Genomic DNA, 23,767 nt, shown 5'->3' on the forward strand with positions numbered 1-23,767 from the left:
GACCTGGACTTTTCGTGTTCTTTTCCTGACGCGGCGGCCCAAGTTGGGTAGTGTCCGGCGGTAGGACGCCAGTTGGGGATGGCCGAGGCCACCTCCGCAGGTCAGAGCCTGTGGCGTCCGGGCACGACCAAGTCATGGCTCATCCCTTCCATCCACACCTGAGGTGAACGGCGTGGCTCTTCCGCCCCTTACTCCCGAACAGCGCACCGCCGCGCTCGCCAAGGCCGCCGAGGCTCGTCGCAAGCGTGCCGACGTCAAGAACCGGCTGAAGCACTCGGGCGCCTCGCTGCACGACGTCATCAAGGCCGGCAAGTCCGACGACGAGGTCATCGGCAAGATGAAGGTCTCCGCCCTGCTGGAGTCCCTGCCGGGTGTCGGCAAGGTGCGCGCCAAGCAGATCATGGAGCGCCTGGGGATCTCCGAGAGCCGCCGCGTGCGCGGCCTCGGCACGAACCAGATCGCTTCCCTGGAGCGCGAGTTCGGCGGCGCCGCCTCCTGACCGGAGGCCGGTGTCGGCGGAACCTCCGCGATCCGGGATAATCGGTGCATGAGTGAGCGTCCGCGGCTGACCGTGCTCTCCGGCCCCTCCGGGGTCGGCAAGAGCACGGTCGTCGCTCATATGAGGAAGCAGTTCCCCGAGGTCTGGCTGTCGGTGTCGGCGACGACCCGCCACCCGCGCCCGGGCGAGCGCGACGGCGTGCAGTACCACTTCGTCGACCACGAGCAGTTCGACAAGCTGGTCGCCAACGGCGAACTGCTGGAGTGGGCGGTGTTCGCCGGGAACCGGTACGGGACGCCCCGGCAGGCCGTGCTCGACAAGCTCGACCAGGGCGAGCCGGTGCTGCTGGAGATCGACCTCCAGGGCGCCCGGCAGGTCAAGGAGTCGATGCCCGAGGCCCAGCTGGTGTTCCTGGCCCCGCCGAGCTGGGAGGAGCTGGTCCGCCGGCTCACCGGCCGCGGCACCGAGTCGCAGGAGGTCATCGACGAGCGGCTGGCCGCGGCGAAGGTCGAGCTGGCGGCGGAGTCGGAGTTCGACACCACGCTGGTCAACACCTCCGTCGAGCAGGTGGCGGCCGAACTGCTAGCCTTGCTCGGTGTAGCCTGACCGGATCGGCTGCACCCAGCCGGTCCGGGACCTGGGTCCTGGGACGAGAGTCCTGGGGCGAGAGTCCTGACAAACCACTTCGGAAGGTTCAGCGTGTCCTCTTCGATGACCGCGCCCGAGGGCATCATCAACCCGCCGATCGACGAGCTGCTCGAGGCCACCGACTCCAAGTACAGCCTGGTGATCTACGCGGCCAAGCGCGCCCGCCAGATCAACGCGTACTACTCCCAGCTGGGCGAGGGCCTGCTGGAGTACGTCGGCCCGCTGGTCGACACCCACGTGCACGAGAAGCCGCTGTCGATCGCGCTCCGCGAGATCAACGCCGGCCTGCTCACCGCCGAGGCGGTCGAGGGCGTCTGAGCCCCACGCTCCGTCGAGGGCCCGTCCAGCACCTTTCCGGTGCCGGGCGGGCCCTCGTGCGTGTGCGCCGCGACACGTCGCAGCCGCGCGCCGACGGGCCGTAAGGTGGGGCCGCGAACCCCGTCGTGAGGAGAGTCGACCGTCATGAGCGCACCCCGGGTGGTCCTCGGCGTCAGCGGCGGGATCGCCGCCTACAAGGCCTGCGAGCTGCTGCGCCGGTTCACCGAGTCCGGGCACCAGGTGATGGTGGTGCCGACCGCCGCCGCGCTGCACTTCGTCGGCGAGGCGACCTGGGCGGCGCTGTCCGGGCGGCCCGCGGCGGTGGAGACCTGGGAGCGGGTGCACGAGGTCCCGCACGTGCGGATCGGGCAGCAGGCCGACCTGGTGGTGGTCGCCCCCGCCACCGCCGACCTGCTCGCCAAGGCCGCCCACGGCCTCGCCGACGACCTGCTCACCAACACCCTGCTGACCGCCCGCTGCCCCGTGGTGTTCGCCCCCGCCATGCACACCGAGATGTGGGAGCACCCCGCCACCCAGGAGAACGTCGCCACGCTGCGCCGGCGCGGCGCGCTGGTGATCGAGCCCGCGGTCGGCCGCCTCACCGGCGTCGACACCGGCAAGGGCCGGCTGCCCGACCCCGGCGAGATCTTCGCCGCCTGCCGCCGGGTGCTGGCCCGCGGCGGCCTGGAGCACGACCTGACGGGCCGTCACGTCCTGGTGTCGGCCGGCGGCACCCGCGAACCGCTCGACCCGGTGCGCTTCCTCGGCAACCGCTCCTCCGGCAAGCAGGGCTACGCGCTGGCCGCGACCGCCGCCGCCCGCGGCGCCCGGGTCACCCTGGTCGCCGCCAACACCGCGCTGCCCGACCCGGCCGGCGTCGACGTGGTCCGGGTCGGCACCGCGCTGGAGCTGCGCGACGCCGTGCTGAAGGCCGCCGCCGACGCCGACGCCGTGGTGATGGCCGCCGCCGTCGCCGACTTCCGGCCCGCCGAGTACGCCACCGGCAAGATCAAGAAGGTGGACGGGGTCGAACCCGCGCCGGTCGCGCTGGTCCGCAACCCCGACGTGCTGGCCGAGATCTCCGCCGACCGGGCCCGGGACGGCCAACTGGTGGTCGGCTTCGCCGCCGAGACCGACGACGTGCTCGCGCACGGCCGGGCCAAGCTCGCCCGCAAGGGCTGCGACCTGCTGGTGGTCAACGAGGTCGGCGACGGCAAGGCCTTCGGCCAGGACACCAACAGCGCCGTCCTGCTCGGCGCCGACGGCTCCGAGGTCCACATCGCGGACGGTCCGAAGGAGGCGCTGGCCGACGCGGTCTGGGACCAGGTCGTCGCCCGGCTGCCCCGGGACGGGGCCGGCGCCGACCGCTGAGCCCGGCAACGGCCCGGGGTGTCCGGGCAGTTGGGTCTGCCGCCGCCGGGTGCCGGGCAGCGGTCCGGTCCCGGCGGACACCCGGAATCCCGTTCCCGGACACGTCCGACCGGTACGGGGAGTCCCCGTGATCGGTAGCCGACCGTTACACTCCACAGCAGGAATTCACGTCAAGTCTTTCCGGATGCCTCGGGACTTCCGAGCGCATTCAGTCAGCAGCCGCTGCAACCCCAGGGAGCGCTGTGTCTCGCCGCCTGTTCACCTCGGAGTCCGTCACCGAGGGCCACCCCGACAAGATCGCTGACCAGATCAGCGACACCATCCTGGACGCCCTCCTCAAGGACGACCCGACCTCCCGCGTCGCCGTGGAGACCCTGATCACCACCGGCCTGGTGCACATCGCCGGCGAGGTCACCACCAAGGCCTACGCCCCGATCGCCCAGCTGGTTCGGGAGAAGATCCTGGAGATCGGCTACGACTCGTCCAAGAAGGGCTTCGACGGCGCCTCCTGCGGCGTGTCGGTGTCGATCGGCTCGCAGTCGCCGGACATCGCGCAGGGCGTCGACACCGCCCACGAGCACCGGGTCGAGGGCGACGACGACGAGCTGGACCGCCAGGGCGCCGGCGACCAGGGCCTGATGTTCGGCTACGCCTGCGACGACACCCCCGAGCTGATGCCGCTGCCGATCACCCTCGCGCACCGGCTCTCCCGCCGCCTCACCGAGGTCCGCAAGAACGGGACCATCCCCTACCTGCGCCCCGACGGCAAGACCCAGGTCACCATCGAGTACGACGGCGACCGCGCCGTGCGCCTCGACACCGTGGTGGTCTCCTCCCAGCACGCCAGCGACATCGACCTGGACTCGCTGCTCACCCCCGACATCCGGGAGTTCGTGGTCGAGCCGGAGCTGCAGCGCCTGGAGGCCGACGGCATCAAGCTGGTCACCGAGGGCTACCGCCTGCTGGTCAACCCGACCGGGCGCTTCGAGATCGGCGGCCCGATGGGCGACGCCGGCCTCACCGGTCGCAAGATCATCATCGACACCTACGGCGGCATGGCCCGGCACGGCGGCGGCGCCTTCTCCGGCAAGGACCCGTCCAAGGTCGACCGCTCCGCCGCGTACGCGATGCGCTGGGTCGCCAAGAACATCGTCGCGGCGGGCCTGGCCACCCGCGCCGAGGTCCAGGTCGCGTACGCGATCGGCAAGGCCGAGCCGGTCGGTCTGTTCGTCGAGACCTTCGGCACCGAGACCGTCCCGGTCCTGAAGATCCAGGAAGCCGTCACCCAGGTCTTCGACCTGCGCCCGGCCGCGATCATCCGCGACCTGGACCTGCTGCGTCCGATCTACCAGCAGACCGCCGCGTACGGCCACTTCGGCCGTGAGCTGCCGGACTTCACCTGGGAGCGCACCGACCGGGTCGAGGCGCTGAAGGCCGCCGTCGCGGGCTGAGTGTTCCTGCGGTGCCGTTGCCGCCCGTCGAGGGGTCTCCCTTCGGCGGGCGGCTGCGTCGTTCGCGGCGGCTTCGCGCGGGGGACATCGTTCGAGGCGGCTTCGCAGCGGGCGGCTGCGTTGTTCGAGGCGGCTTCGCGGTGGGCGGTTTCGGGGTTCTGTCGGTCCGGTCGGCTAGGTTGGGGGCGTGAGCAGCGCGGACGGTCCCGGGGAGCAGTTGGCGTTCATCCGGGAGACGGTGCGCCGGGCCCGGCCGAAGGCCGCCCGTGGGGTGGTGCTGGCCGAACGGCAGCCGGTGGCACGGGTGTTGGTCGACAAGGGCGTGCTGAGCCTGGACCAGTACTTCGACTACGCCGTCCCCGAGGCGATGTCCGCCGACGCCCGCCCCGGCGTCCGGGTCCGGGTCCGGTTCGGCGGCCGGGTCGGCGCGCACGGGCGGCGCGAGGGCGGCACCCTGCACGACGGCTTCGTCGTCGAGCGGCGGGACGACTCCGACTACGCGGGCCCGCTCGCGCCGCTGGCCCGGGTGCTGTCGCCCGAGGTGGTGCTGACGCCCCGGCTGCTGCGGCTGTGCCGGGCCGTCGCCGACCGGTACGCGGGCACCCTCGCCGACGTGCTGCAACTGGCCGTCCCGCCGCGGCACGCGGGCGCCGAGGCCGAGCCCTCGCCGCGCCCGCTGCCGCCGCCGGCCGGGCCGCCCGCCCCGGGCAGCTGGGAGCGGTACGCGCACGGGCCGGAGTTCCTGGCCTCGCTGGCGGGCGGACACGCGCCGCGCGCCGTGTGGACGGCGCTGCCCGGCCCCGGGTGGCCGGCCGAGATCGCCCGGGCCGTCGCCGCGACGCTGGCCGCCGGGCGCGGCGCGCTGGTGGTGCTGCCGGACGGCCGGGCGGTGGCCCGGGTCGACGCGGCGCTGCGGGAGGTGCTGGGCGCCGGGCGGCACGTGGTGCTGGCCGCCGAGGCCGGGCCGCAGGAGCGCTACCGCCGCTGGCTGTCCGTCAGCCGGGGCTCGGTGCACGCCGCGATCGGCACCCGGGCCGCCGTGTTCGCCCCCGTCCGCGACCTCGGCCTGCTGGTGGTCTGGTCGGACGGCGACAACAGCCACAGCGACCCGAACGCCCCCTACCCGCACGTCCGGGAGGTGGCGCTGCTGCGGGCCGCCGAGGAGGGCGCCGGGATGCTGCTCGGCGGCGTCTCGACCACGGTGGAGGCCGCGCAGCTGCTGCGCTCCGGCTGGGCCCGCCCGCTGGCCGCCCCCCGGGAGACCGTCCGGCGGACCGCGCCCCGGGTGCGCACCGTCACCGACTACGACCAGGCCCGGGACGGCGCCGCGCAGGCCGCCCGGCTGCCCACGGTGGCCTGGGAGACCGCCCGGGACGCGCTGGCCCGCGGGCCGGTGCTGGTCCAGGTGCCGCGGCGGGGCTACGCGCCCCGGCTGGTCTGCGGGCGCTGCCGGGAGACGGCGCGCTGCCGGGCCTGCGGCGGGCCGCTGGAGTCCCCGGCGGCGGACGCCGCGCTGCGCTGCGCCTGGTGCGGGACGGAGGAGCACGACTGGCACTGCGCCGAGTGCGGGTCGTTCCGGCTGCGGGCCGCGGTGGTGGGCGTGCGGCGGACGGCGGAGGAGCTCGGCAAGGCGTTCCCGCGGGTCCCGGTGCGGACCTCCGGGCGGGACGCGGTGCTGGCGACGGTGCCGGCCGCGCCCGCGCTGGTGCTGGCCACGCCGGGCGCGGAGCCCGTCGCCGAGGGCCCCGGCTACGCGGCGGCGCTGCTGCTGGACGGCTGGGCGCTGCTCAACCGGCCCGACCTGCGGGCCGGCGAGGAGGCCGTCCGGCGCTGGCTGACCGCCGCCTCGCTGGTCCGGCCCGCGGACGAGGGCGGCACGGTGGTGGTGGTCGCGGAGGCTTCCGCGCGGGCGGTGCAGGCGCTGGTCCGCTGGGACCCGGCCGGGCACGCGGCCGCGGAGCTGGACGAGCGGGAGGAACTGCGCTTCCCGCCGGTCTCCCGGATGGCCTCGGTGACGGGCCCGGCGCGGGCGGTCGCCGACCTGCTGGGGCTGCTGCGGCTCCCGGCGGGGGCGGACGTGCTGGGGCCGGTGCCGTTGGTGCCTGCTGCGGGGGGCGCCGCGGGTGCTGCTGCCGGTGGCGGGGCCGGGGGCGTGCAGGGGGAGAGTGGGGAGCGTGCGCTGGTGCGGGTCGCGCCGGGGCAGGGGGCGGCGCTGGCCGCCGCGCTGAAGAGTGCGCAGATCGCGCGGTTGGCGCTGCGCGGGGCGGAGACGGTGCGGATCAGGGTCGATCCGCCGGACATCGGGTGAGGGGCGCGGCTGCCGCGTCGGGCGTTCTGCTGCGCGGGGGTGCGGCGGGATTGCGGCGGGATCGCGGGGCAGGCTGCGCCGCGATCCGGCCGGGGTGGAGTGGGGTGGAGCGGGGTGGAGTGCGGTGGGGTCAGCGGGTGCGCTGCGGGACGAGCGGGCTCGCCTGGCGGGCCTGCGGGATCGGCGGCCGGCCGGCCGGGAGGGCGGGGAGGGACGGGACGGCCGGGGCGTGTCCGGGGGCGGCGGCCGGGGTCTCGGCCTCGGCCTCGGTCTCGCGCGGGGCGGGGAGGAGTTCGCCGGCCGGGCGGCGCATGCCGTAACGGCGGTGCACGGCCTGCTTGGTGACGCCCAGGGCCGAGCCGACGGAGTCCCAGGAGAAGCCGAGGGCGCGGTCGAACTCGACGGCGGCGGCGACCAGGGTCTCGACGCTCTCGCGCAGTTCCTGGGCCAGGCGGACGGTCGGGGCGGGGGCGCGTCCGTAGACCACGAAGCCGGCGGAGGTGCTGGGGCGGCGCGGGCGGTAGACGTTGCCCAGCTGGGCGGTGAGCGTGCGCAGGGCGTCGACCTGGCGGCGGACCCGCTCGATGTCCCGCACCAGCAGGTGCAGGGACGCCCGGGCCCGGGCGTCGTGGTTGATCTGCTCGGCCATGGCCTCGTTGCCACCTCTCGGTCGGGTCGCGTGCTCGGGGCGCTCGCGCGTCCCGGTCAATTCCCATTGACCAACGCACGGGGGGTCGTTGGGTCACGCGCGGAGTGGGACTCGGGATATGCCAGTGGTCGCTCCGACCGGGCGGCGGGGATTGCATAGACTTCCCCGGGAGCCGTCGTTTCCGTTCCGTTCCGGCACACAGGGAGTCGCAGTCTTGGCAGTTCAGCCGATCCGGATCTTCGGCGATCCGGTCCTGCGGGCGACCGCGAAGCCGGTGACCACCTTCGACAAGGAGCTGCGGAGGCTGGTGAAGGACCTGACCGACACCATGCTGAACGCCCCCGGCGCGGGCCTCGCGGCGCCCCAACTGGGCATTTCGCTGCGGGTCTTCACCTACCACGTGGACGGCGAGGTCGGCCACCTGATCAATCCGGACCTGTCGCTCAGCGAGGAGGAGCAGGACGGCCCCGAGGGCTGCCTGTCGCTGCCCGGCCTGCGGTTCGACACCAAGCGGGCCCACGGCGTGGTGGCGAAGGGCTTCAACATGCACGGCGACCCGGTGACGGTGGAGGGCACTCAGCTGCTCGCCCGGTGCATCCAGCACGAGACCGACCACCTGGACGGGATCATCTTCATCGACCGGCTCGACCGGGAGACCCGGAAAGCGGCGATGAAGGCGATCCGGGAGAGCGACTGGGGCGGCGGCCCGGCGCCGACGGTGCGGATCTCGCCGCATTCCACTTCCACCTTCGGGCCGATCCGCTGACGATCCGTCGTTCCGACCGTCCGCCCGCTCGGATTGTCCGGAGAGGTGATTGCCGGAGGGACTGACTCTCCGATCATCGTTTTCGGGCAATCCGATGTTCTGCTGTTCCGCCTGTTCCGTCTGTTCCGCCCGTTCCGCTCGTCCGATCTTTCGCTCGTCGGATGTTCTGCCCGTCCGATGTTCCGCTCGTCGGATGTTCTGTCCGTTCGGTCCTGTTGGACTTCACGAAAGGCCCTGCCCCGTGCGCCTCGTCTTCGCCGGCACCCCCGAGGTCGCCGTTCCCGCCCTGGACGCCCTGCTGGCCTCCCAGCACGAGGTGGTCGCCGTGGTGACCCGCCCCGACGCGCCGGCCGGGCGCGGGCGCAAGCTGGTGGCCAGCCCCGTCGCGCAGCGCGCCGAGGAGGCCGGCATCGAGGTGCTGAAGCCGGCCCGGCCGAGCGAGCCGGAGTTCATGGCGCGGCTGGCCGAACTCGCCCCCGACTGCTGCCCCGTGGTGGCGTACGGGGCGCTGATCCGGCCCGGCGCGCTGGAGATCCCGGTGCACGGCTGGGTGAACCTGCACTTCTCGCTGCTGCCCGCGTGGCGCGGCGCCGCGCCCGTCCAGCACGCCGTGATGGCGGGCGACGAGGTGACCGGCGCGTCGACCTTCCTGATCGAGCAGGGCCTGGACTCCGGCCCGGTGTTCGGCGTCCTCACCGAGCTGGTCAAGCCCACCGACACCAGCGGCGAGCTGCTGACCCGGCTGTCGCACGCGGGCGCCGAACTGCTGGTGCGCACCATGGACGCGATCGAGACCGGGCAGGCCCGGCCGGAGCCGCAGCCGCTGGACGGGGTCTCGCTGGCGCCGAAGATCACCGTCGAGGACGCCCGGATCGAGTGGACCCACCCCGCGCTGCGGGTCGACCGGGTGGTGCGCGGCTGCGCGCCTGCGCCCGGCGCGTGGACCTGGTTCCGCGGCGAGCGGCTCAAGGTGACCGGCCCCGTCCGCCTGCTGCCGGACGAGACCGGCCTGGCGCCGGGCGAGCTGGCGGTCGCCAAGAACAGCGTCCGGGTCGGCACCGGTAGCCACGCGGTGGAGCTGGGCGAGGTCCGGCCGCAAGGCAAGAAGGCGATGGCGGCCGCGGACTGGGCGCGCGGCGTCCGGATCGAGTCCGGGGAGCGCTTCGAGGTCGGCGAGGGCTCCGGGGCCGGTGAGCGTTCCGGGGGCGGCGAGGGCTGAGCGGCCCGGTGGAGGGGGTGGGCGGCGGGTTCGGCCTAGACTTGGGGCGAGGCCCCTCGGTGGGCCGGACCTGATCCGCAGCACCTTTGGTTTCGAGGCACCGTTGTGAGCACCCCCGCGAGCAGTTCCGCGAGCACCCCCGCGAGCACCTCCGCCGGCGCGAAGCGCGCCCCCCGGCCGCACCGCCGTCCGAAGAAGGACCCGGCCCGGATCGTCGCGTTCCGCGCGCTGCGGGCCGTCGACGAGCGCGACGCGTACGCCAACCTGATCCTGCCGTCGCTGCTGCGCGAGGCCGAGCGCAAGGGCATGGACCGGCGGGACGCGGCGCTGGCGACCGAGCTGGTGTACGGCACGCTGCGCGGCCAGGGCACCTACGACGCGGTGATCGCCGCCTGCGTGGACCGCCCGCTGCGCGAGGTCGACCCGCCGGTGCTGGACGTGCTGTCGCTGGGCGCGCACCAGTTGCTCGGCACCCGCATCCCCAGTCACGCCGCGGTGTCCGCGACCGTCGAGCTGGCCCGGGTGGTGCTCGGTGACGGCCGGGCCAAGTTCGTCAACGCGGTGCTGCGCAGGATCAGTGCGCAGGACCTGGAGGGCTGGGTCGCGCAGGTCGCCCCGCCGTACGAGGACGACGCCGAGGACCACCTGGCGGTCGTCCACTCGCACCCGCGCTGGGTGGTGTCCTCGCTGTGGGACGCGCTCGGCCGCTGGCAGCCGGAGGCGAGCGGGCGGCAGGCGCTGGAGCGGCTGTTGGAGGCCGACAACGCCCGCCCCGAGGTGACGCTGGTGGCCCGCCCCGGCCGTTCCTCGGTCGCGGAGCTGCGGGAGGCGCTGCCCGAGGTCGAGGACGGCCGCTGGTCGCCGTTCGCGCTCCGGCTCACCGACGGCGGCGACCCGGCCGAGGTCGACGCCGTCCGGGAGAACCGGGCCGGCGTGCAGGACGAGGGCAGCCAGCTGGTCGCGCTCGCTCTCGCCAACGCGCCGCTGGACGGCCCCGACCGGCTCTGGCTGGACGGCTGCGCGGGCCCCGGCGGCAAGGCCGCCCTGCTCGCCGCGGTCGCCGCGGAGCGCGGCGCGGCGCTGGTCGCCTCCGAGAAGCAGCCGCACCGGGCCCGGCTGGTCGCCCGGGCGCTGAACGGCAACCCCGGCCCGTACGCGGTGATCGCCGCCGACGGCACGCAGGGCGCCTGGGAGCGGGGCGCGTTCGACCGGGTGCTGGTCGACGTGCCGTGCTCGGGCCTGGGCGCGCTGCGCCGCCGTCCCGAGGCGCGCTGGCGCCGCCGTCCCGAGGACATCGCCGGCTTCGGGCCGCTCCAGCGGGACCTGCTGCGCGCCGCGCTGGACGCCGCCCGGGTCGGCGGTGTGGTCGGCTACGCGACCTGCTCGCCGCACCTGGCGGAGACCCGGGCCGTGGTCGACGACGTGCTGCGCGACCGCACGGACGTGGAGTGGATCGACGCCCGCCCGCTGCTGCCCGGCGTCCCCGACCTCGGCGAGGGCCCGGACGTCCAGCTGTGGCCGCACCTGCACGGCACGGACGCGATGTACCTGGCGCTGCTGCGCCGAACTGCCTGACGGCGCGGGGGAGTCGGGGGCCGGTGTCGGAGGATCCGGAGTTCGCGGTGCTGGTCGCCTCGGTCGGGGAGCGCCGGATCGAGGTGGCCAAGGCGGTGCGGGCCGCGGCCGGTCTCAGCGTCTGGGAGGCGGGCCGGTGGCTCGCGGAGCTGCCGGCCGAGCTGCCGGGGACCTGGCCGTTCGGTGCGGCCCGGCAGGTGGTGGCCGAGTTGCGGGCGGCCGGGGCGGTGGCCGGGCTGCGGTGCGGCTGGTGCGCGCGGGCGGTGGACCCCGGGGTGCCGGTGGACCCGGGGCCGTGCGCGGAGCAGAAGTGGTTCTTCGGGCGGCCGTGCCCCGCGTCGTCCTGACGGTGCGTCAGTCCGCTGTTCCGTTCGGTCCGTTCGGTCTGCTCGGTTCGCTCGGTTCGCTGCGATCCGCTGCGAGGAGGGCCGTGATGAGGCGTTGCAGGCCGCGTTCGAAGGCGGCGTCCGGGTCGGGCGGGGCGGCGCTCTGTGCCAGGGCTTCGGCAAGGTGCGGGTACCGGCCGGTGGCGGTGGCGGCCTGGAGGTGGCGGACCATGTCGGCCAGCCAGCGGGTGCCGGCGTCCGCCGAGCGCTGCTGCCAGTCGGTGAACTGGCAGACGTAGCCGTTGAGTTGGGAGAAGGCTTCCATCTTGGCCGAGCCGTCGAGCGGGGTGTCGGCCAGGGCCGCGAGGAAGAACTCGGTGACCCGCAGCCCGTTCGGCCCGAGGCCGGGGCGGCGGGTGACCACGGCGGTCGCCCACGGGTGCCGGGTCAGGATCGCCCGCAACTGGTGGGCCAGCGTGGTGAGATCGGCCCGCCAGTCACCGGCCGGTTGCTCCGGGAGTTCGTACTCGCCGGCCAGCAGGTCGGTCATCAGGTCGAACAGGTGCTCCTTCTTGGGCACGTAGTTGTACAACGACATGGTGCCCGCGCCGAGTTCGGCCGCGATCCGGCGCATCGTCACGGCTTCCAGGCCCTCGGCGTCCGCGATCGTCACCGCCGCCCGCGCGATCGACGTCCGGCTGTGCGCCGGTCGCGGCCCCCGCCCGGAGTGCTCCGGGCGCAGCCAGATCAGCTCGGGTTCCTCGTCGGACGGCATCGCTCGCTCACCTCTCGCGGCCCAGTCTAGGCGCTGGTGGGCGCGCCGCAGGGCGGGCGGTACTGTGCGCGGATCGCGGATCGCGGATCGCGGATCGCGGATCGCTGAGTCGAGGGAACGGGGGCGCGGATGGGCAGGCGGGGTACGGGGCGGCCGAGTACGGCGCGGGTGCGGCAGGAGCTGGGGCGGGCGGCGCGGGTGGTGGTCGTGGCGGCGGTTCCGTCCGGGGCGGACGATCCGGGGGCGGACCGGCTGGAGCTGACGGGTGACGGGATCGTCGAGCTGGCCGGGCTGTTGGCGGTGGTGGACGGCGGGACGGGGGACAGTTGCCGGTGTCCCGGGTGGCCGACGGTCCTCCTGTACGGGGCCGACGGCGGGGAGTTCGCGCGGTGGACCCTGCACCACGGGTCGGCGCTCGGCGGGGCGGGCGACTGCGACGCCGAGTTGCTGGACGGTGCCGCGCTCGACGCCTGGCTCGCCGCGCGCGGGTTGACCGGCCCGCAGCGGGTCCGGGAGGAGTTGGCGGCCGAGCAGGCGCGCGGGGAGCTGCGCAGGCGGCGCTGGCTGGCGGCGGCCCCGCCCGAGTTGGCCGCGGCGGCGGCCGAGGTCGCCCGGGAGTCGGAGGACGACCTGTCGGCGTGGTCGGAGCAGCAGCGGCAGGCCCGGATCGGTCTCGCGGGGCTGGCCCGGTGGCACTGGCCGGACCGCGACGAGCGGATCCGGGCGCTGCTGGCCTGGTACGGCCTCGCGGCGCGGGAGGAGACCGGCGGGCAGCGGTGGTACGACCTGGCGATCGGGGAGCAACTCCTCGCCGAGGAACCGGAGTCGGTGCTCGCCGCGCTCACCGTCCGCCCGCCCGGGCCGGAGCACCTGGACGGTGCCGCCGAGCTGTTCTGCACCCTGCCGTGGACCCGCGCACAGGGCAAGGGGCTGCCCGAGCCGCTGCGGTCGGCCCTGCTCGGGCACGTCGAGGCGTGCGGCACCGGTCCGATGCGGACCCGGGCGGCCTGGGGCTACTACGGCGGGACGAAGGCGGGTGCGGGCGGGGCGGACGGCTGACGGTTCGGTGATTCGGGGCTCCCGGGAGTGCGTACGCCCGGGAGCTTTTGCGTTCTCCGGGGCAGCGGCGGTCGGACAGGCTTTTCTACGTACGGCGTACCTAGTATGGTGGTAGAACTACGTACGATGTACTCAGAGAGGGCCTGCCATGAGCGACCCGGTCATTGCCGTACGCGGCCTGGGCAAGAGTTTCGGCGCCACCCGGGCGCTGGACGGACTCGATCTCGACGTTCCCGAAGGGGCGGTCTGCGGGCTGCTCGGTCCGAACGGGGCGGGGAAGACCACGCTGGTGCGGGTGCTCGCCACGCTGGTGCGGCCGGACCGGGGGGAGGCCCGGGTCGGGGGGCGGGACGTGGTGAAGGAGGCCGGTGCGGTGCGGCGGCTGATCGGGCTGGCCGGGCAGTACGCGGCGGTGGAGGAGGGTGTCACCGGGCGGGAGAACCTCGAACTGCTCGGCCGGCTGCACCGCTTGGGGGCGGCCCGGGCCCGGACGCGGGCCGCCGAGCTGCTGGCGGAGTTCCGGCTGGAGGACGCCGCCGACCGCCTGGTGCGCGGCTGGTCCGGCGGGATGCGGCGCCGGCTCGACCTGGCGGCCAGCCTGATCACCCGCCCCCGGGTGCTGTTCCTGGACGAGCCGACCACCGGACTCGACCCGCGCAGCCGCCGGGAGATCTGGTCCGCCGTCCGGGAGTTGGCCGCGCAGGGCACCACCGTGCTGCTCACCACCCAGTACCTGGACGAGGCCGACCGGCTGGCCGACCGGATCACCGTGCTGGACCGGGGCACGGCCGTCGCCGACGACACCCCGGAGCGGCTCAAGGCGGCGATCGGCACCCTGGTCGAGGTCGCGCTGCCCACCGGGGCCGCCGACGCCGAACTGGAGCGGGCCCGCGCCGTCCTGGCCGTGCTCACCGGCGGCCACCCCGCCGTGGACGCCGAGCAGTTCCGGCTGAGCGCCGTCTCCGACCCGGCCCGGCCGCTCGCCCTGCCGCGCCTGGTGCGGGAGTTGGACGCGGCGGGCGTCGTCGCCCTGGACGTCGCGCTGCGCACCCCGTCGCTGGACGACGTGTTCCTGGCGCTGACCGGAGCCCATGCGGGCGCGGTCGCGGGCACGGTCGCGGTGGAGCGTGCGGCATGAGCGGGTGGACGGTTCCGGTGGACGCGGCCGCCTCGGCCCGGCGGGTGCTGCTGGTGTACCGGCACTCGCCCGGGCTGCTGGCCGCCTCGCTGCTGGTGCCGGTCGCCATGGTCGGGGTGTTCGGCTACGTGTTCGGCAGTGCGATGAACGTGCCCGGCGGGGGCGGCTACCGGGAGTTCCTGATGCCCGGCCTGTTCGCCCTGGTCGCGCTGAACGCGCTGATGCCCGCGATGGTCGGCGCCGCGCGGGACGCCGGACGGGGCGTCACCGACCGCCTGCGCTCGATGTCGGTGTCGCGGTTCGGCCTGCTGGCCGGGCAGGCGCTGGCCGATCTGCTGGTCGCCGCCGTGGTGCTGGTGCCGACCGCGCTGATCGGCCTGGCCGCGGGCTGGCGGGTGCGCGACGGCCTCGGCCCGGCGCTCGGCGCGTTCGGCCTGCTACTGCTGTTCCGGTTCGCCTGCTCCTGGGTCGGCCTGGCGCTCGGCCTGGCCGTCGGGAAGGAGGAGACCGCCGGTCAACTCGGCGTCCTCACCATCCCGTTCGGGATGCTCACCAGCGCCTTCGTGCCGACCGGCGGGATGCCCGGCTGGCTGGCCGCGCTCGCCGAGTGGAACCCGGTGAGCGCCGTGGTCGAAGCCTGCCGCCACCTGTTCGGCAACCCGTCCGCACCCGGCTCCGCCTGGCCCGCGCAGCACCCCGTGGCCGCCGCGCTCGGCTGGTCCGCGCTGCTGCTCGCGCTCGCCGTGCCGCTCGCGGTCCGCGCCTTCGCCCGCACCGGCCGCTGACCGGGGCTGCGGAGAACGGGTTGACGGCACCTCAAGTACTGCCCGCCGGGCCGGGTTTCGCGGGACGGGCGAGCTCCCCGGTCCGGCGGGTGCTGGACATCGGGGCCGGAGCGGCGGAGGGTGGGGGCATGGAGTACACCCACCTCGGCCGCACCGGCCTGTCCGTCTCCCGCCTGTGCCTGGGCACCATGAACTTCGGCGTGCACACCGAAGAGGCCGACGCGCACCGGATCATGGACGCCGCCCACGGGTACGGCATCAACTTCTTCGACACCGCCAACGTCTACGGCTGGGGCGAGAACAAGGGCCGCACCGAGACCATCATCGGCAACTGGTTCGCCCAGGGCGGCGGCCGGCGCGAGAAGACCGTGATCGCCACCAAGCTCTACGGCGACATGGGCGACTGGCCCAACGAGGGCAAGCTCTCCGCGCTCAACATCCGGCGCGCGGTGGACGCCAGCCTGCGCCGCCTGCAGACCGACCACATCGACCTCTACCAGATGCACCACATCGACCGGGGCACGCCGTGGGAGGAGATCTGGCAGGCGATGGAGGTGCTCACCCAGCAGGGCAAGATCATCTATGTCGGTTCCTCCAACTTCGCCGGCTGGCACCTCGCCCAGGCCCAGGAGACCGCCCGGGCCCGCAACTTCCTCGGCCTGACCAGCGAGCAGTCGCTCTACAACCTGATCGAGCGCGGCGTCGAACGGGAGGTCGTCCCGGCCGCCCAGCACTACGGCCTCGGCCTGATCCCCTGGTCGCCGCTGCACGGCGGCCTGCTCGGCGGCGTGCTCCGCAAGGAGCGCGAGGGCGTCCGCCGGGCCTCCGGCCGCTCGCTGGACACCCTGAACGAGCGGCGCGAGCAGATCCAGTCCTACGAGGACCTGTGCGAGGAGATCGGCCACGAGCCCGGCGACGTCGCGCTCGCCTGGCTGCGCACCCGCCCCGCCGTCACCGCGCCGATCGTCGGCCCCCGGACGGGCGAGCAACTCGACGCGGCCGTGCGGTCGTTGGACGTCGAGCTGGACGCGAAGACGCTGGAGCGGCTGGACGGGATCTTCCCCGGCCACCGCACCGCGCCGGAGGACTACGCCTGGTGAGACGGGCCGGAGGGTCGGCCGGTCGTCGGACCGGTCGGCCCTCCGGGCGTCACCGGAAGCGCTCGGAAGTACCCGGAAGCACCCGGCGGCACTCGGAAGCGCTCAGAAGTACACGGCGCAGCCGCGTCGTTCGAGCAGGTCGACCAGGTCCGGGGCGGGCGGCTCCGGCGTCCAGCGCAGGTCGAGCTTCTCCAGGGAGGGCAGTTCGGCCAGCCAGGGCGGGACCTCCGCCAACGGATTGCCGCGCAGGTCGAGTTCGCGCAGGGCGGTGAGCCCCGTGAGGGCGCCGGGCAGGCCGGTCAGCGCATTGCCGCGCAGCTCCAGGCGGCGCAGGGTGCGCAGTCCGCCGAGCGAATCCGGCAGCGCGGTCAGGGAGTTGCCGCCCAGGTGCAGTTCCCGCAGCCGGTCGAGCGCACCGAGGGCGGACGGGAGGGAAGCCAGTCGGCAGTTCTGCGCGCGGAGTTCGATCAGTTGCGCCAAGTCGCCGACGCTGTCCGGGAGTTCGGTGATCGGGTTGTCGCCGACGTTCAGGTAGCGCAGGCGGTGCAGCCGGCCGAGGGTGGCGGGCAGCTCGGTCAGCCGGTTGTCGTGCAGGTAGAGGAAGCCGGACAGGCCCGTGAGGTCGCCGATCCGCGCGGGCACGGCGGTGAGCGCGTTGTGCCCCAGATCGAGCGTCCGGAGTCGGTCGAAGTCGCCGATCGCGTCCGGGAGTTCGGTCAGCGCGTTGTCCGCGAGGATCAGCACCTCGGCGTCGGTGCGCGCCCACACCCCGGCCGGGACGCTGCTCAGCCCCGCCCGCCACAGGTTCACCGTCGTCCCGGCGGTCCGCGCTCCGGTCACAGCGCCTTCTCCAGCCAGTCGGCGGCGTACGGGTTGGTGTTGTAGGCGGGGATGTCCAGGTAGCCGGCGGCCGTGTAGAGGGCGCGGGCCTCGGGCATCTCCGCCATGGTGTCCAGCCGCAGCCGGGCATGGCCGAGCCCGCGGGCGGCGTCCTCGGCGGCGGCCAGCAGCCGGCGCCCCAGGCCGTGGCCGCGCGCGCCCGGCCGGACGTACAGGCGCTTCAGCTCGGCGGTGCCGGGCCCCAGGGCGCGCACGCCCGCGCAGCCCGCCGGGCGACCGTCCAGCCGGGCCAGCAGGAACACCCCTTCCGGCGGCCCGAGTTCGGGATCGGCCGGGGCTCCGGCCGTCAGCGCACCGGCGGGCGCCGGCCCGCTCCAGCGGCGGCGGACCTCGGCCTGGTACTCCGTCAGGAGCACCCGGGCGTCCGGCGAGTCGACGGGGACGGGAAGGATCTCGATCGACACGGCTGCTCCCTCGCTCCGGTACCGGTACCGGTACGGACGATACCGGCACACCGCCGCCGGGGCCGGTGCGCGGGGGTGTCGTGGACGGGGTGCGGGGGATCGGGATGAAAGTACGTCAGGATGACCGGGTGAAGCCGATCAGCCATCAGGTGCCGTACTACTCCCAGTGGGAGTCGCCCGAGCTCGTGCCCGACATCCTGGACGGGACGCTGCGGGCCGCCGACGACCCGAACTGGGAGCGGTCGGGCGCCGCCGACGAGGAGGAGTACGAGTACTGGTCCTGGCGGCTGTGCGGGATGGCCTGCCTGCGGATGGCGCTCGACCACTGGTGGGGCGTGGCCCCCGCGACCGTCCGGCTCGCCGAGGAGTGCGAGCTGGCGGGCGCGTACGTCCGGCACCCCGACGGGCGGTTGGACGGGCTGATCCACGCCCCCTTCGCCGCGTACGCCCGGGCCCGCTGGGGTCTGGCGGCGGAGGCGCTCAGCCCGCTGCCCGCCGGGCGGCTGGCCGGGGAACTCGCCGAGGGCCGGCTCCCGATGATCTCCGTCCACCCCGCCGTCCGGACCCTGGCCCCCGAGGTCCCGCGCCCCGGCGGCCACCTGGTGCTCGCCGTCGGGGCCGACGACGGCGCCCTGTACATCCACAACCCGTCCGGCTTCCCCGACGGCTCGCAGAGCTTCGCCCGCGTCCCCTGGGCCGACCTCGACCGCTTCTACGCCGGGCGCGGCGTCGTCCTCGGCCCGCCCCCGGTGCTGGGCCGCTCCCACGGGGGGTGAGGGGGCGGAGGGGGCGGACGCGGCGTTGTCCTCGGGCCGTTTCGGCACTGTGTCGCCCGCACGGAGGTGGGGCGGGAGCCGGGAGGGTCGGGCGCGGCGTCGTCCTCGGCCCGTCCCCGGTGCTCAACCGCTCGCACGGGGGGTGAGGGAGAAGGCCGAGGACGGGAGCAACGGGGAAGCGGGCAACGGGGGAGCGGGCCGGGCGTCAGGCCGCGTTGGGGAGGCCGATCGGGGTGGACGGGGGGAGGTCGGCGCGGCAGGCGGCGGCGATCGGGCGGAGGGTGGCGGCGAGTTCGTCCAGCTCGGAGCGGTGGAAGTGGGTCCAGACCCGGGACGCGGCGAGGTCGGTGGCGGACTCCAGGGCCAGGTGGCGGTGGCGGCCCTCGGCGGTCAGCGAGCCGTCCGGGGCCAGCCACTGACGCTCGATCAGGCGCTCGGTCGCGGCGTCCCACTCGGCGTCCGTCCAGCCCCGGTGCGGCTGCAGGGTCTCCCGGCGGGTGTCGAGGGCGCAGCGCACCACGAGGGCCTCGCAGCCGTCGAGGCCCTCGGCGACCAGGGCGGCGACGTGGCCGTCGCCGCGGTGCTCGCGCAGCACGGTGGTGGCCTGCCAGAGACGGGCCAGCCGGGTGTCCGGGCGGGGGAGGTCGGCGTTCGCGGCGGCCAGCACGCGCCCACAACAGTCGAGGCCGTCGACGGCGCGCTCCAGCAGCTCCACCGCCCGGTCGACCAGGTCCGGCTTCACCTCGGCGAGGACCCGCTCCAAGGCGCCGGTCGCGCCCACCACCCGGGCCCGCAGGGCCTGTTCGGGTGCGGCCAGGTTCCAGACGTCCGGCAGCGCCCGCTCCACCATCTCCGGCGCGAAGTTGAAGAAGGCGGCCACCACCGGCGCCGCGTCCACGGCGCCCAGCGGGGCCGAGCGCCCGCCGAAGTAGCCGCGCCAGTAGCCGCGCAGGCCCGCCGCCTCGTACGCGCTCCGGGCCTCCGGTGAGAAGTAGGTGAGGGCGTGGACGGGTTCGAACAGCCACCAGAGAGCACGTGCGGGGTGGACGACCTGGGTCATCTGACGCCTTTCGGTGAGGGTCGAGCAGCGTGTGGTACCGCCTCCTTCGGAGCCTGCCAGAGCCGACCGGTGGCGGGAAGGGAAAGTGTTTCGGGAGTGTGAACAGTTCGGCGGCGTTCGGCGGCGTTCGTGGTGGGTGCGGTGCCCGGTGTCCGTGGCGGGCGCGGTGCCCGGTGGGTGCGGCGGACGGGGGATGATGGGGCGGGCGGCCGCCCCGGCCGTCGGCACCGAATCGTGAAGGTACCCCCGCCATGGCGCAGATCAACCCCAGCATCCTGTCCGCGGACTTCGCCCGCCTCGCCGAGGAGGCCGAGGCGGTGCGCGGCGCGGACTGGCTGCACGTCGACGTGATGGACAACCACTTCGTCCCGAACCTCACGCTGGGCGTGCCGATCGTCGAGTCGCTGGCCCGGGCCACCGGCACGCCCCTCGACTGCCACCTGATGATCGAGCAGCCCGACCGCTGGGCCCCGCAGTACGTCGAGGCCGGCGCGGGCTCCGTCACCTTCCACGTCGAGGCCGCCGCCGCGCCCGTCCGCCTGGCCCGGGAGATCCGCGCCAAGGGCGCCCGCGCCTCGATGGCGCTGCGTCCCGCCACCCCGATCGAGCCCTACGAGGACCTGCTGCCCGAGCTCGACATGGTGCTGATCATGACGGTGGAGCCCGGCTTCGGCGGCCAGGCCTTCCTCGACATCATGCTCCCCAAGATCCGCCGCACCCGGCAGCTGATCGACAAGCACGGCCTCGACCTGTGGCTCCAGGTCGACGGCGGCGTCGCCCCCGCCACCATCGAGGCCTGCGCGGAGGCCGGCGCCGACGTCTTCGTGGCCGGCTCGGCCGTGTACGGCGCGGAGGACCCCGCCGAGGCCGTCCGCGCGCTGCGGGCCCAGGCGGACGCGGCCAGCGCGGACGCGTGGTGGGCCTGCAAGCACTGACGATCCGGTGGGCCGGTGGGCCGGCGATCTGTTGGACCGGTGGGCCGGTGGGCCGGCGATCTGTTGGACCGGTGGGCCGGTGGGCCGGCGATCTGTTGGACCGGTGGGCCGGTGGGCCGGCGGACGTCCGGAAACCGGGCCGGGCCGTTTCGGCGTCCCGTGAAGCGCCCGGACGTTCGTGCGGGCGGGGCGGCGGAACGGAGCGAAGGTGCAGGCCGGGGCGGGAGTTGACGGGGCGGGGGTTGACCGGTCGGGGGCCGACCGGGCCTCGGGCGGTGGAGGGCGGGGTCTCGGGCGGCGCGGGCTGCTGGGTGCGCTGGCCGTCACCGCGCTGGGGGCGACCGCCGTCGGTGGGGCGGTGGTCGAGGACGTGCTGCCCGGTGGGCCGCGGCTGCGGCGGGCGCTCGGGCTGACCGGGGCCGACGGGACGGTGCCCGCGCTGCTCGGCGGTCCGGTGCGGACGGCCACGGTGCGGTCGGCGGCGCGGGGGCGCGACGTCCGCCTGGTGGTGTTCGACCCGCCGGCCGGTGCCGTCCCCGCCGGGGCGGACCTGCCGGTCTGCCTGGCGCTGCACGGGCGGGGCGGCGACGCGGAGTCCTTCACCGGCCTCGGGATGCCGGAGTTCCTGGCCGCGGCGGTCGCCGCCGGGGTCCCGCCGCTGCGGGTGGTCGCCGTCGACGGCGGCGCCGACAGCTACTGGCACGCCCGGACGCCCGGCGACGACCCGATGGCGATGCTCACCGGTGAGCTGCCCCGCTGGCTGGCCGAACGCCAACTGCCGGAACCCACCCTGGCGTTGGGGATCTCGATGGGCGGCTCCGGCGTCCTCCAGTACGCCCGGGCCCGCCGGGGCGGCCTGACCGGGGCCGCGCTGCTCAGCCCCGCCGTCTTCCGCAGCTGGGCGGACGCCCGCGGGGTGGACGCGTTCCGCGACGAGGCGGACTGGCGCGCGCACGAGCCCCTGCTGCACCTCGACGCGCTCCCCGGACTCGCCCGGACCGGCATCTGGTGCGGCACCGAGGACCCGTTCTGCCCGGCGGCCCGCCGCCTCGCCGCCGCCCCCGGCGCCCGGACGCACTTCCCGCGCGGCGAGCACACGGCCGGCTTCTGGCGCCGCGTCCTGCCGGAGGCGCTGGCCCTGCTCGGCGCCCGCTGAACCGGACCGCCCGGGGCGGGGGCGGGGGTGGAGGCGGCCGGGCCGGTGGCCCGTCGGAACCGGGATCGGCGGGGCGGGCGGTCGATACTGGCCGGTATGAGCAACCTCGATCGGAAGGGCGCCCCCGCGGTGTGCGGGCGGCAGGCGGCGGACGGCCCGGTGAAGGACCTGCTGACGGCGCGTCGGATGCCGCTCGGCGGGTCGACGGTGGTGCGGCGCCTGCTGCCCAACCTGGGGCGGCGGATGGTCGGCGCCTGGTGCTTCGTCGACCACTACGGGCCCGACGACATCGCGGACGAGCCCGGCATGCAGGTGCCGCCGCACCCGCACATGGGCCTGCAGACCGTCAGCTGGCTGCACGAGGGCAGCGTGCTGCACCGGGACAGCCTGGGCAGCCTGCAGACCGTCCGCCCGTACGAGCTGGGGCTGATGACCTCGGGGCGGGCGATCTCGCACTCCGAGGAGTCGCCGCGCGAGCACGCCCGGCTGCTGCACGGCGCGCAGCTCTGGGTCGCGCTGCCCGACGCGCACCGGCACACCGAGCCCGCGTTCGAGCACCACGCGGACCTGCCCGTGGTCGGGGCGGGCGGCCTGTCCGCCCGGCTGATCCTCGGCACGCTGGACGGCGCCGCCTCGCCCGGCACCGCGTACACCGCGCTGACCGGCGCCGACCTGACGCTCCGCGAAGGGGCCGCGCACCGGCTGCCGGTCGAGGAGGGCTTCGAGTACGCGGTCCTGGCGATGACCGGCAGCGTCGAGGTGGACGGCGTCCCCGTCGAACCCGGCTCGCTGCTCCACCTGGGCTGCGGGCGCCGCGAACTGCCGCTGCGGGCCCGGACCGACGCCTCCGTCCTGCTGCTGGGCGGCGAGCCCTTCGAGGAGCGCCTCGTGATGTGGTGGAACTTCGTCGGCCGCTCCGCCGAGGAGATCGCCCGGGCCCGCGAGGACTGGCAGACCGGTACCCGCTTCGGCGAGGTCCACGGCTACGCCGGCGCCCGCCTGGACGCCCCCGAACTCCCGCCCGTCCCGCTGAAACCGCGCGGTCGGGTGCGCTGACCCGAGACCCCGCGCCTCTTCGCCCGGGCTGCTCCGCCGGGCGCGCAGCACCGTCGACGAGGGCGGACACCGCGCGAGCGGCGTACCGGTGGTGGTCCAGGAACGGCCGGGAGACCGCTGACGTCCGGACCCCGGCCGCAGCGGACCCCGGCCGCGGGGTCGGCGGATGCGCGGACGGGCACCGCCGGGGTGGCCTAGGCTCGCTGCGTGCACGGCGCGACGACCCACCCCTCCCCACTGACGGAACTGGCCTGGACGCTCCAGGGCCGGCTCGACGAGATCGTCACGGCCGTCGCGGACCTGGTCGTGCGGGAGATCCCCTTCTACCGGGGGACGACGGTCGGGCCCCGCGCCCTGCGGGAAGGGCTGCGCGGCAGCGTCCTGTTCGTCCTGGACCACCTGCCGCGCCCGGCCGCCGAGCCGTACGACATCTCGATGCCCGTCGCCACCGGCCGCGTCCGGGCCCTGCAGGGGGCGCCGCTCGCCGACGTCCTGCGGGTCTACCGGCTGACCTTCGCCTTCGTCTGGGAGCAACTGCTCGCGCACTCCCAGGACAGCGGCCCCGCCGCGCTGCAGGCCCTGCTCGGTGCGGCCTCGCGCATCTGGGCCTTGGCGGACGCCTACTCCACGGCGCTCACCGACTCCTACCGGCAGGCCGCGGCCGAGCGGATGGTCGAGGCCGACCGGAGGCGCTCCGCCCTGCTCGCCGCCCTGCTGGACGGCCCCGGCGCCGACGAGGAGGCGATCTGGGAGATCGCCCGCCTCCTGGGCTTCCCCCCGCAGGGCCGCTTCGTGATCGTGGTGGCCGAGACCGTCAGCCCCGGCCGCAGCCCGCTGCCCGGCCTCGAACACCGCCTGCGCGCCCTGGACGTGGGCACCGCCTGGCGGGCCGGCTCCGGCAACGAGATCGGCGTCCTGTCCCTCCCCGCCCACTGCGACGAACGGACGGTCCTGGCGGAACTGGAAGCGGCCTGCACCGCCCGGGTGGGGATCAGCCCCCTGTACCACCGCCTCGACCGCACCCGGCGCTGCCTGCGCTACGCCCAGGCCGCGTTGGAGTGCCTTCCCCCCGGCCGGGGCGCCGTCCGTCAACTCGACGACAGCCCGCTCACCGATCTGGTACTGGCCGATCCCGAGGGCACCCGGCGGGTCGTCGGCCGGGTCCTGGGCGGGCTGCTCGGTCTGCCCGAGACCGAGCGCGCCACGCTGCTGGCCACCGCCCGCGCCTGGGTCAGGGCCCACGGCTCGGCCGCCGGCGCGGCCAAGGACCTCTACTGCCACCCGAACACCGTCCGCTACCGCATGCGCAGGCTCCAGGAGCACCTGCGCGGTCCCCTGGAGGACCCCCTGGTGGCGGGCGAGCTCGCCATCGCCCTCGAAGCCGTCGCCGTCCTGCCCGGCCTCCTCACCGGGCACCCCCGCTGAGCCCGGCCCCGGGCGGTGTCCCCCACGAGGGGGCGGCGCCGGTGGGGTGTGCGGTGCAGAGCCGGCGG

24 protein-coding genes are annotated in these 23,767 nt (G+C 75.2%); 19 read left to right on the forward strand and 5 right to left on the reverse strand.

Annotated elements, in window-relative coordinates; genetic code table 11:
* Positions 1 to 172 precede the first annotated feature (172 nt).
* The 6 genes from mihF (at position 173) to ACIOHG_RS17195 (ending at position 6,595) form a co-directional block, all read left to right on the forward strand.
* Positions 173 to 499 carry an integration host factor, actinobacterial type gene (mihF, locus tag ACIOHG_RS17170; RefSeq protein WP_030459182.1) on the forward strand — a complete coding sequence of 109 codons (327 nt, stop codon included), beginning with the start codon at positions 173 to 175 and terminating at the stop codon, positions 497 to 499.
* Between the two features lie 48 nt (positions 500 to 547).
* Positions 548 to 1,105, forward strand: a complete 558-nt coding sequence (gene gmk, locus ACIOHG_RS17175; protein ID WP_400950939.1) for a guanylate kinase — start codon at positions 548 to 550, stop codon at positions 1,103 to 1,105.
* A gap of 93 nt (positions 1,106 to 1,198) precedes the next feature.
* Positions 1,199 to 1,465 carry a DNA-directed RNA polymerase subunit omega gene (gene rpoZ / locus ACIOHG_RS17180; protein WP_033258145.1) on the forward strand — a complete coding sequence of 89 codons (267 nt, stop codon included), beginning with the start codon at positions 1,199 to 1,201 and terminating at the stop codon, positions 1,463 to 1,465.
* Between the two features lie 144 nt (positions 1,466 to 1,609).
* Positions 1,610 to 2,836 (forward strand): bifunctional phosphopantothenoylcysteine decarboxylase/phosphopantothenate--cysteine ligase CoaBC, encoded by a 1,227-nt coding sequence (coaBC, locus tag ACIOHG_RS17185; RefSeq protein WP_400950941.1) that lies wholly within the window; start codon positions 1,610 to 1,612, stop codon positions 2,834 to 2,836.
* Positions 2,837 to 3,078: 242 nt separating this feature from the next.
* Positions 3,079 to 4,287 carry a methionine adenosyltransferase gene (gene metK, locus ACIOHG_RS17190; protein WP_400950944.1) on the forward strand — a complete coding sequence of 403 codons (1,209 nt, stop codon included), beginning with the start codon at positions 3,079 to 3,081 and terminating at the stop codon, positions 4,285 to 4,287.
* Positions 4,288 to 4,474: 187 nt separating this feature from the next.
* Positions 4,475 to 6,595 carry a primosomal protein N' gene (locus ACIOHG_RS17195; protein WP_400950946.1) on the forward strand — a complete coding sequence of 707 codons (2,121 nt, stop codon included), beginning with the start codon at positions 4,475 to 4,477 and terminating at the stop codon, positions 6,593 to 6,595.
* A 130-nt stretch (positions 6,596 to 6,725) separates the two neighbouring features.
* Here the strand turns inward: ACIOHG_RS17195 and ACIOHG_RS17200 are convergent, their stop codons facing one another.
* Positions 6,726 to 7,244 (reverse strand): hypothetical protein, encoded by a 519-nt coding sequence (locus ACIOHG_RS17200; protein ID WP_400950947.1) that lies wholly within the window; start codon positions 7,242 to 7,244, stop codon positions 6,726 to 6,728.
* A 214-nt stretch (positions 7,245 to 7,458) separates the two neighbouring features.
* Here ACIOHG_RS17200 and def point away from each other — a divergent pair, with 214 nt between their 5' ends.
* From def to ACIOHG_RS17220, 4 genes are all read left to right on the forward strand, one after another.
* Positions 7,459 to 8,010, forward strand: a complete 552-nt coding sequence (gene def, locus ACIOHG_RS17205) for a peptide deformylase (RefSeq protein ID WP_400950949.1) — start codon at positions 7,459 to 7,461, stop codon at positions 8,008 to 8,010.
* A 241-nt stretch (positions 8,011 to 8,251) separates the two neighbouring features.
* Positions 8,252 to 9,229 carry a methionyl-tRNA formyltransferase gene (gene fmt, locus ACIOHG_RS17210; protein ID WP_400950952.1) on the forward strand — a complete coding sequence of 326 codons (978 nt, stop codon included), beginning with the start codon at positions 8,252 to 8,254 and terminating at the stop codon, positions 9,227 to 9,229.
* A 105-nt stretch (positions 9,230 to 9,334) separates the two neighbouring features.
* The gene (locus ACIOHG_RS17215; RefSeq protein ID WP_400950954.1) at positions 9,335 to 10,804 is read left to right on the forward strand and encodes an RsmB/NOP family class I SAM-dependent RNA methyltransferase; all 1,470 of its coding nucleotides are present in this window, start codon (positions 9,335 to 9,337) and stop codon (positions 10,802 to 10,804) included.
* A gap of 23 nt (positions 10,805 to 10,827) precedes the next feature.
* Entirely contained in the window at positions 10,828 to 11,151 is a 324-nt protein-coding gene (locus ACIOHG_RS17220) for a ribosomal protein L7/L12 (protein ID WP_400950957.1), read from the forward strand.
* A gap of 7 nt (positions 11,152 to 11,158) precedes the next feature.
* On the opposite strand, the gene ACIOHG_RS17225 is transcribed toward ACIOHG_RS17220, so the two are convergent.
* Positions 11,159 to 11,905 carry a TetR/AcrR family transcriptional regulator gene (locus ACIOHG_RS17225; protein ID WP_400950959.1) on the reverse strand — a complete coding sequence of 249 codons (747 nt, stop codon included), beginning with the start codon at positions 11,903 to 11,905 and terminating at the stop codon, positions 11,159 to 11,161.
* Between the two features lie 168 nt (positions 11,906 to 12,073).
* Here ACIOHG_RS17225 and ACIOHG_RS17230 point away from each other — a divergent pair, with 168 nt between their 5' ends.
* From ACIOHG_RS17230 to ACIOHG_RS17245, 4 genes are all read left to right on the forward strand, one after another.
* Positions 12,074 to 12,964: a hypothetical protein gene (locus tag ACIOHG_RS17230; RefSeq protein WP_400950962.1), complete on the forward strand. Its 891-nt coding sequence runs from the start codon at positions 12,074 to 12,076 to the stop codon at positions 12,962 to 12,964.
* A 148-nt stretch (positions 12,965 to 13,112) separates the two neighbouring features.
* Positions 13,113 to 14,102, forward strand: a complete 990-nt coding sequence (locus ACIOHG_RS17235; protein ID WP_400950966.1) for an ATP-binding cassette domain-containing protein — start codon at positions 13,113 to 13,115, stop codon at positions 14,100 to 14,102.
* A complete protein-coding gene (locus ACIOHG_RS17240; RefSeq protein WP_400950968.1) occupies positions 14,099 to 14,887 on the forward strand; it encodes an ABC transporter permease in 789 nt (262 codons plus the stop codon). Before ACIOHG_RS17235 ends, ACIOHG_RS17240 begins: the two co-directional genes overlap by 4 nt.
* A 128-nt stretch (positions 14,888 to 15,015) precedes the next feature.
* Complete coding sequence (locus ACIOHG_RS17245; RefSeq protein ID WP_400950971.1) at positions 15,016 to 15,987, forward strand: aldo/keto reductase; 972 nt, start codon at positions 15,016 to 15,018, stop codon at positions 15,985 to 15,987.
* A gap of 102 nt (positions 15,988 to 16,089) precedes the next feature.
* Here ACIOHG_RS17245 and ACIOHG_RS17250 read toward each other — a convergent pair whose 3' ends face one another.
* Together ACIOHG_RS17250 and ACIOHG_RS17255 are read right to left on the reverse strand one after the other, a co-directional pair.
* Positions 16,090 to 16,827: a leucine-rich repeat domain-containing protein gene (locus tag ACIOHG_RS17250; RefSeq protein ID WP_400950973.1), complete on the reverse strand. Its 738-nt coding sequence runs from the start codon at positions 16,825 to 16,827 to the stop codon at positions 16,090 to 16,092.
* Positions 16,824 to 17,291 (reverse strand): GNAT family N-acetyltransferase, encoded by a 468-nt coding sequence (locus tag ACIOHG_RS17255; RefSeq protein ID WP_400950974.1) that lies wholly within the window; start codon positions 17,289 to 17,291, stop codon positions 16,824 to 16,826. The genes ACIOHG_RS17250 and ACIOHG_RS17255 overlap by 4 nt, the downstream gene beginning before the upstream one ends.
* Before the next feature lie 104 nt (positions 17,292 to 17,395).
* On the opposite strand from ACIOHG_RS17255, the gene ACIOHG_RS17260 reads away from it, so the two are divergent.
* Positions 17,396 to 18,067, forward strand: a complete 672-nt coding sequence (locus ACIOHG_RS17260; protein WP_400950977.1) for a C39 family peptidase — start codon at positions 17,396 to 17,398, stop codon at positions 18,065 to 18,067.
* Between the two features lie 205 nt (positions 18,068 to 18,272).
* Here the strand turns inward: ACIOHG_RS17260 and ACIOHG_RS17265 are convergent, their stop codons facing one another.
* Positions 18,273 to 19,127 carry a hypothetical protein gene (locus ACIOHG_RS17265; protein ID WP_400950979.1) on the reverse strand — a complete coding sequence of 285 codons (855 nt, stop codon included), beginning with the start codon at positions 19,125 to 19,127 and terminating at the stop codon, positions 18,273 to 18,275.
* Positions 19,128 to 19,378: 251 nt separating this feature from the next.
* On the opposite strand from ACIOHG_RS17265, the gene rpe reads away from it, so the two are divergent.
* From rpe to ACIOHG_RS17285, 4 genes are all read left to right on the forward strand, one after another.
* Positions 19,379 to 20,062, forward strand: coding sequence for a ribulose-phosphate 3-epimerase (gene rpe / locus ACIOHG_RS17270; protein WP_400950982.1), 684 nt, complete (start codon positions 19,379 to 19,381; stop codon positions 20,060 to 20,062).
* A gap of 208 nt (positions 20,063 to 20,270) precedes the next feature.
* A complete protein-coding gene (locus ACIOHG_RS17275; protein ID WP_400950984.1) occupies positions 20,271 to 21,218 on the forward strand; it encodes an alpha/beta hydrolase in 948 nt (315 codons plus the stop codon).
* A 96-nt stretch (positions 21,219 to 21,314) separates the two neighbouring features.
* Positions 21,315 to 22,274 carry a pirin family protein gene (locus tag ACIOHG_RS17280; RefSeq protein ID WP_400950986.1) on the forward strand — a complete coding sequence of 320 codons (960 nt, stop codon included), beginning with the start codon at positions 21,315 to 21,317 and terminating at the stop codon, positions 22,272 to 22,274.
* Positions 22,275 to 22,481: 207 nt separating this feature from the next.
* The gene (locus ACIOHG_RS17285) at positions 22,482 to 23,699 is read left to right on the forward strand and encodes a PucR family transcriptional regulator (RefSeq protein ID WP_400950989.1); all 1,218 of its coding nucleotides are present in this window, start codon (positions 22,482 to 22,484) and stop codon (positions 23,697 to 23,699) included.
* Positions 23,700 to 23,767: the final 68 nt, after the last annotated feature.

The sequence above is a fragment of the Kitasatospora sp. NPDC088134 genome, from assembly GCF_044741705.1.
Taxonomy (GTDB): domain Bacteria; phylum Actinomycetota; class Actinomycetes; order Streptomycetales; family Streptomycetaceae; genus Kitasatospora.

Coding starts and splice junctions, on each gene's coding strand:
- gmk (WP_400950939.1), top strand. CDS start 548: ATGAGTGAGCGTCCGCGGCTGACCGTGCTCTCCGGCCCCTCCGGGGTC.
- coaBC (WP_400950941.1), top strand. CDS start 1,610: ATGAGCGCACCCCGGGTGGTCCTCGGCGTCAGCGGCGGGATCGCCGCC.
- ACIOHG_RS17200 (WP_400950947.1), bottom strand. CDS start 7,244: ATGGCCGAGCAGATCAACCACGACGCCCGGGCCCGGGCGTCCCTGCAC.
- ACIOHG_RS17225 (WP_400950959.1), bottom strand. CDS start 11,905: ATGCCGTCCGACGAGGAACCCGAGCTGATCTGGCTGCGCCCGGAGCAC.
- ACIOHG_RS17235 (WP_400950966.1), top strand. CDS start 13,113: ATGAGCGACCCGGTCATTGCCGTACGCGGCCTGGGCAAGAGTTTCGGC.
- ACIOHG_RS17240 (WP_400950968.1), top strand. CDS start 14,099: ATGAGCGGGTGGACGGTTCCGGTGGACGCGGCCGCCTCGGCCCGGCGG.
- ACIOHG_RS17245 (WP_400950971.1), top strand. CDS start 15,016: ATGGAGTACACCCACCTCGGCCGCACCGGCCTGTCCGTCTCCCGCCTG.
- ACIOHG_RS17260 (WP_400950977.1), top strand. CDS start 17,396: ATGAAAGTACGTCAGGATGACCGGGTGAAGCCGATCAGCCATCAGGTG.
- ACIOHG_RS17265 (WP_400950979.1), bottom strand. CDS start 19,127: ATGACCCAGGTCGTCCACCCCGCACGTGCTCTCTGGTGGCTGTTCGAA.
- rpe (WP_400950982.1), top strand. CDS start 19,379: ATGGCGCAGATCAACCCCAGCATCCTGTCCGCGGACTTCGCCCGCCTC.
- ACIOHG_RS17280 (WP_400950986.1), top strand. CDS start 21,315: ATGAGCAACCTCGATCGGAAGGGCGCCCCCGCGGTGTGCGGGCGGCAG.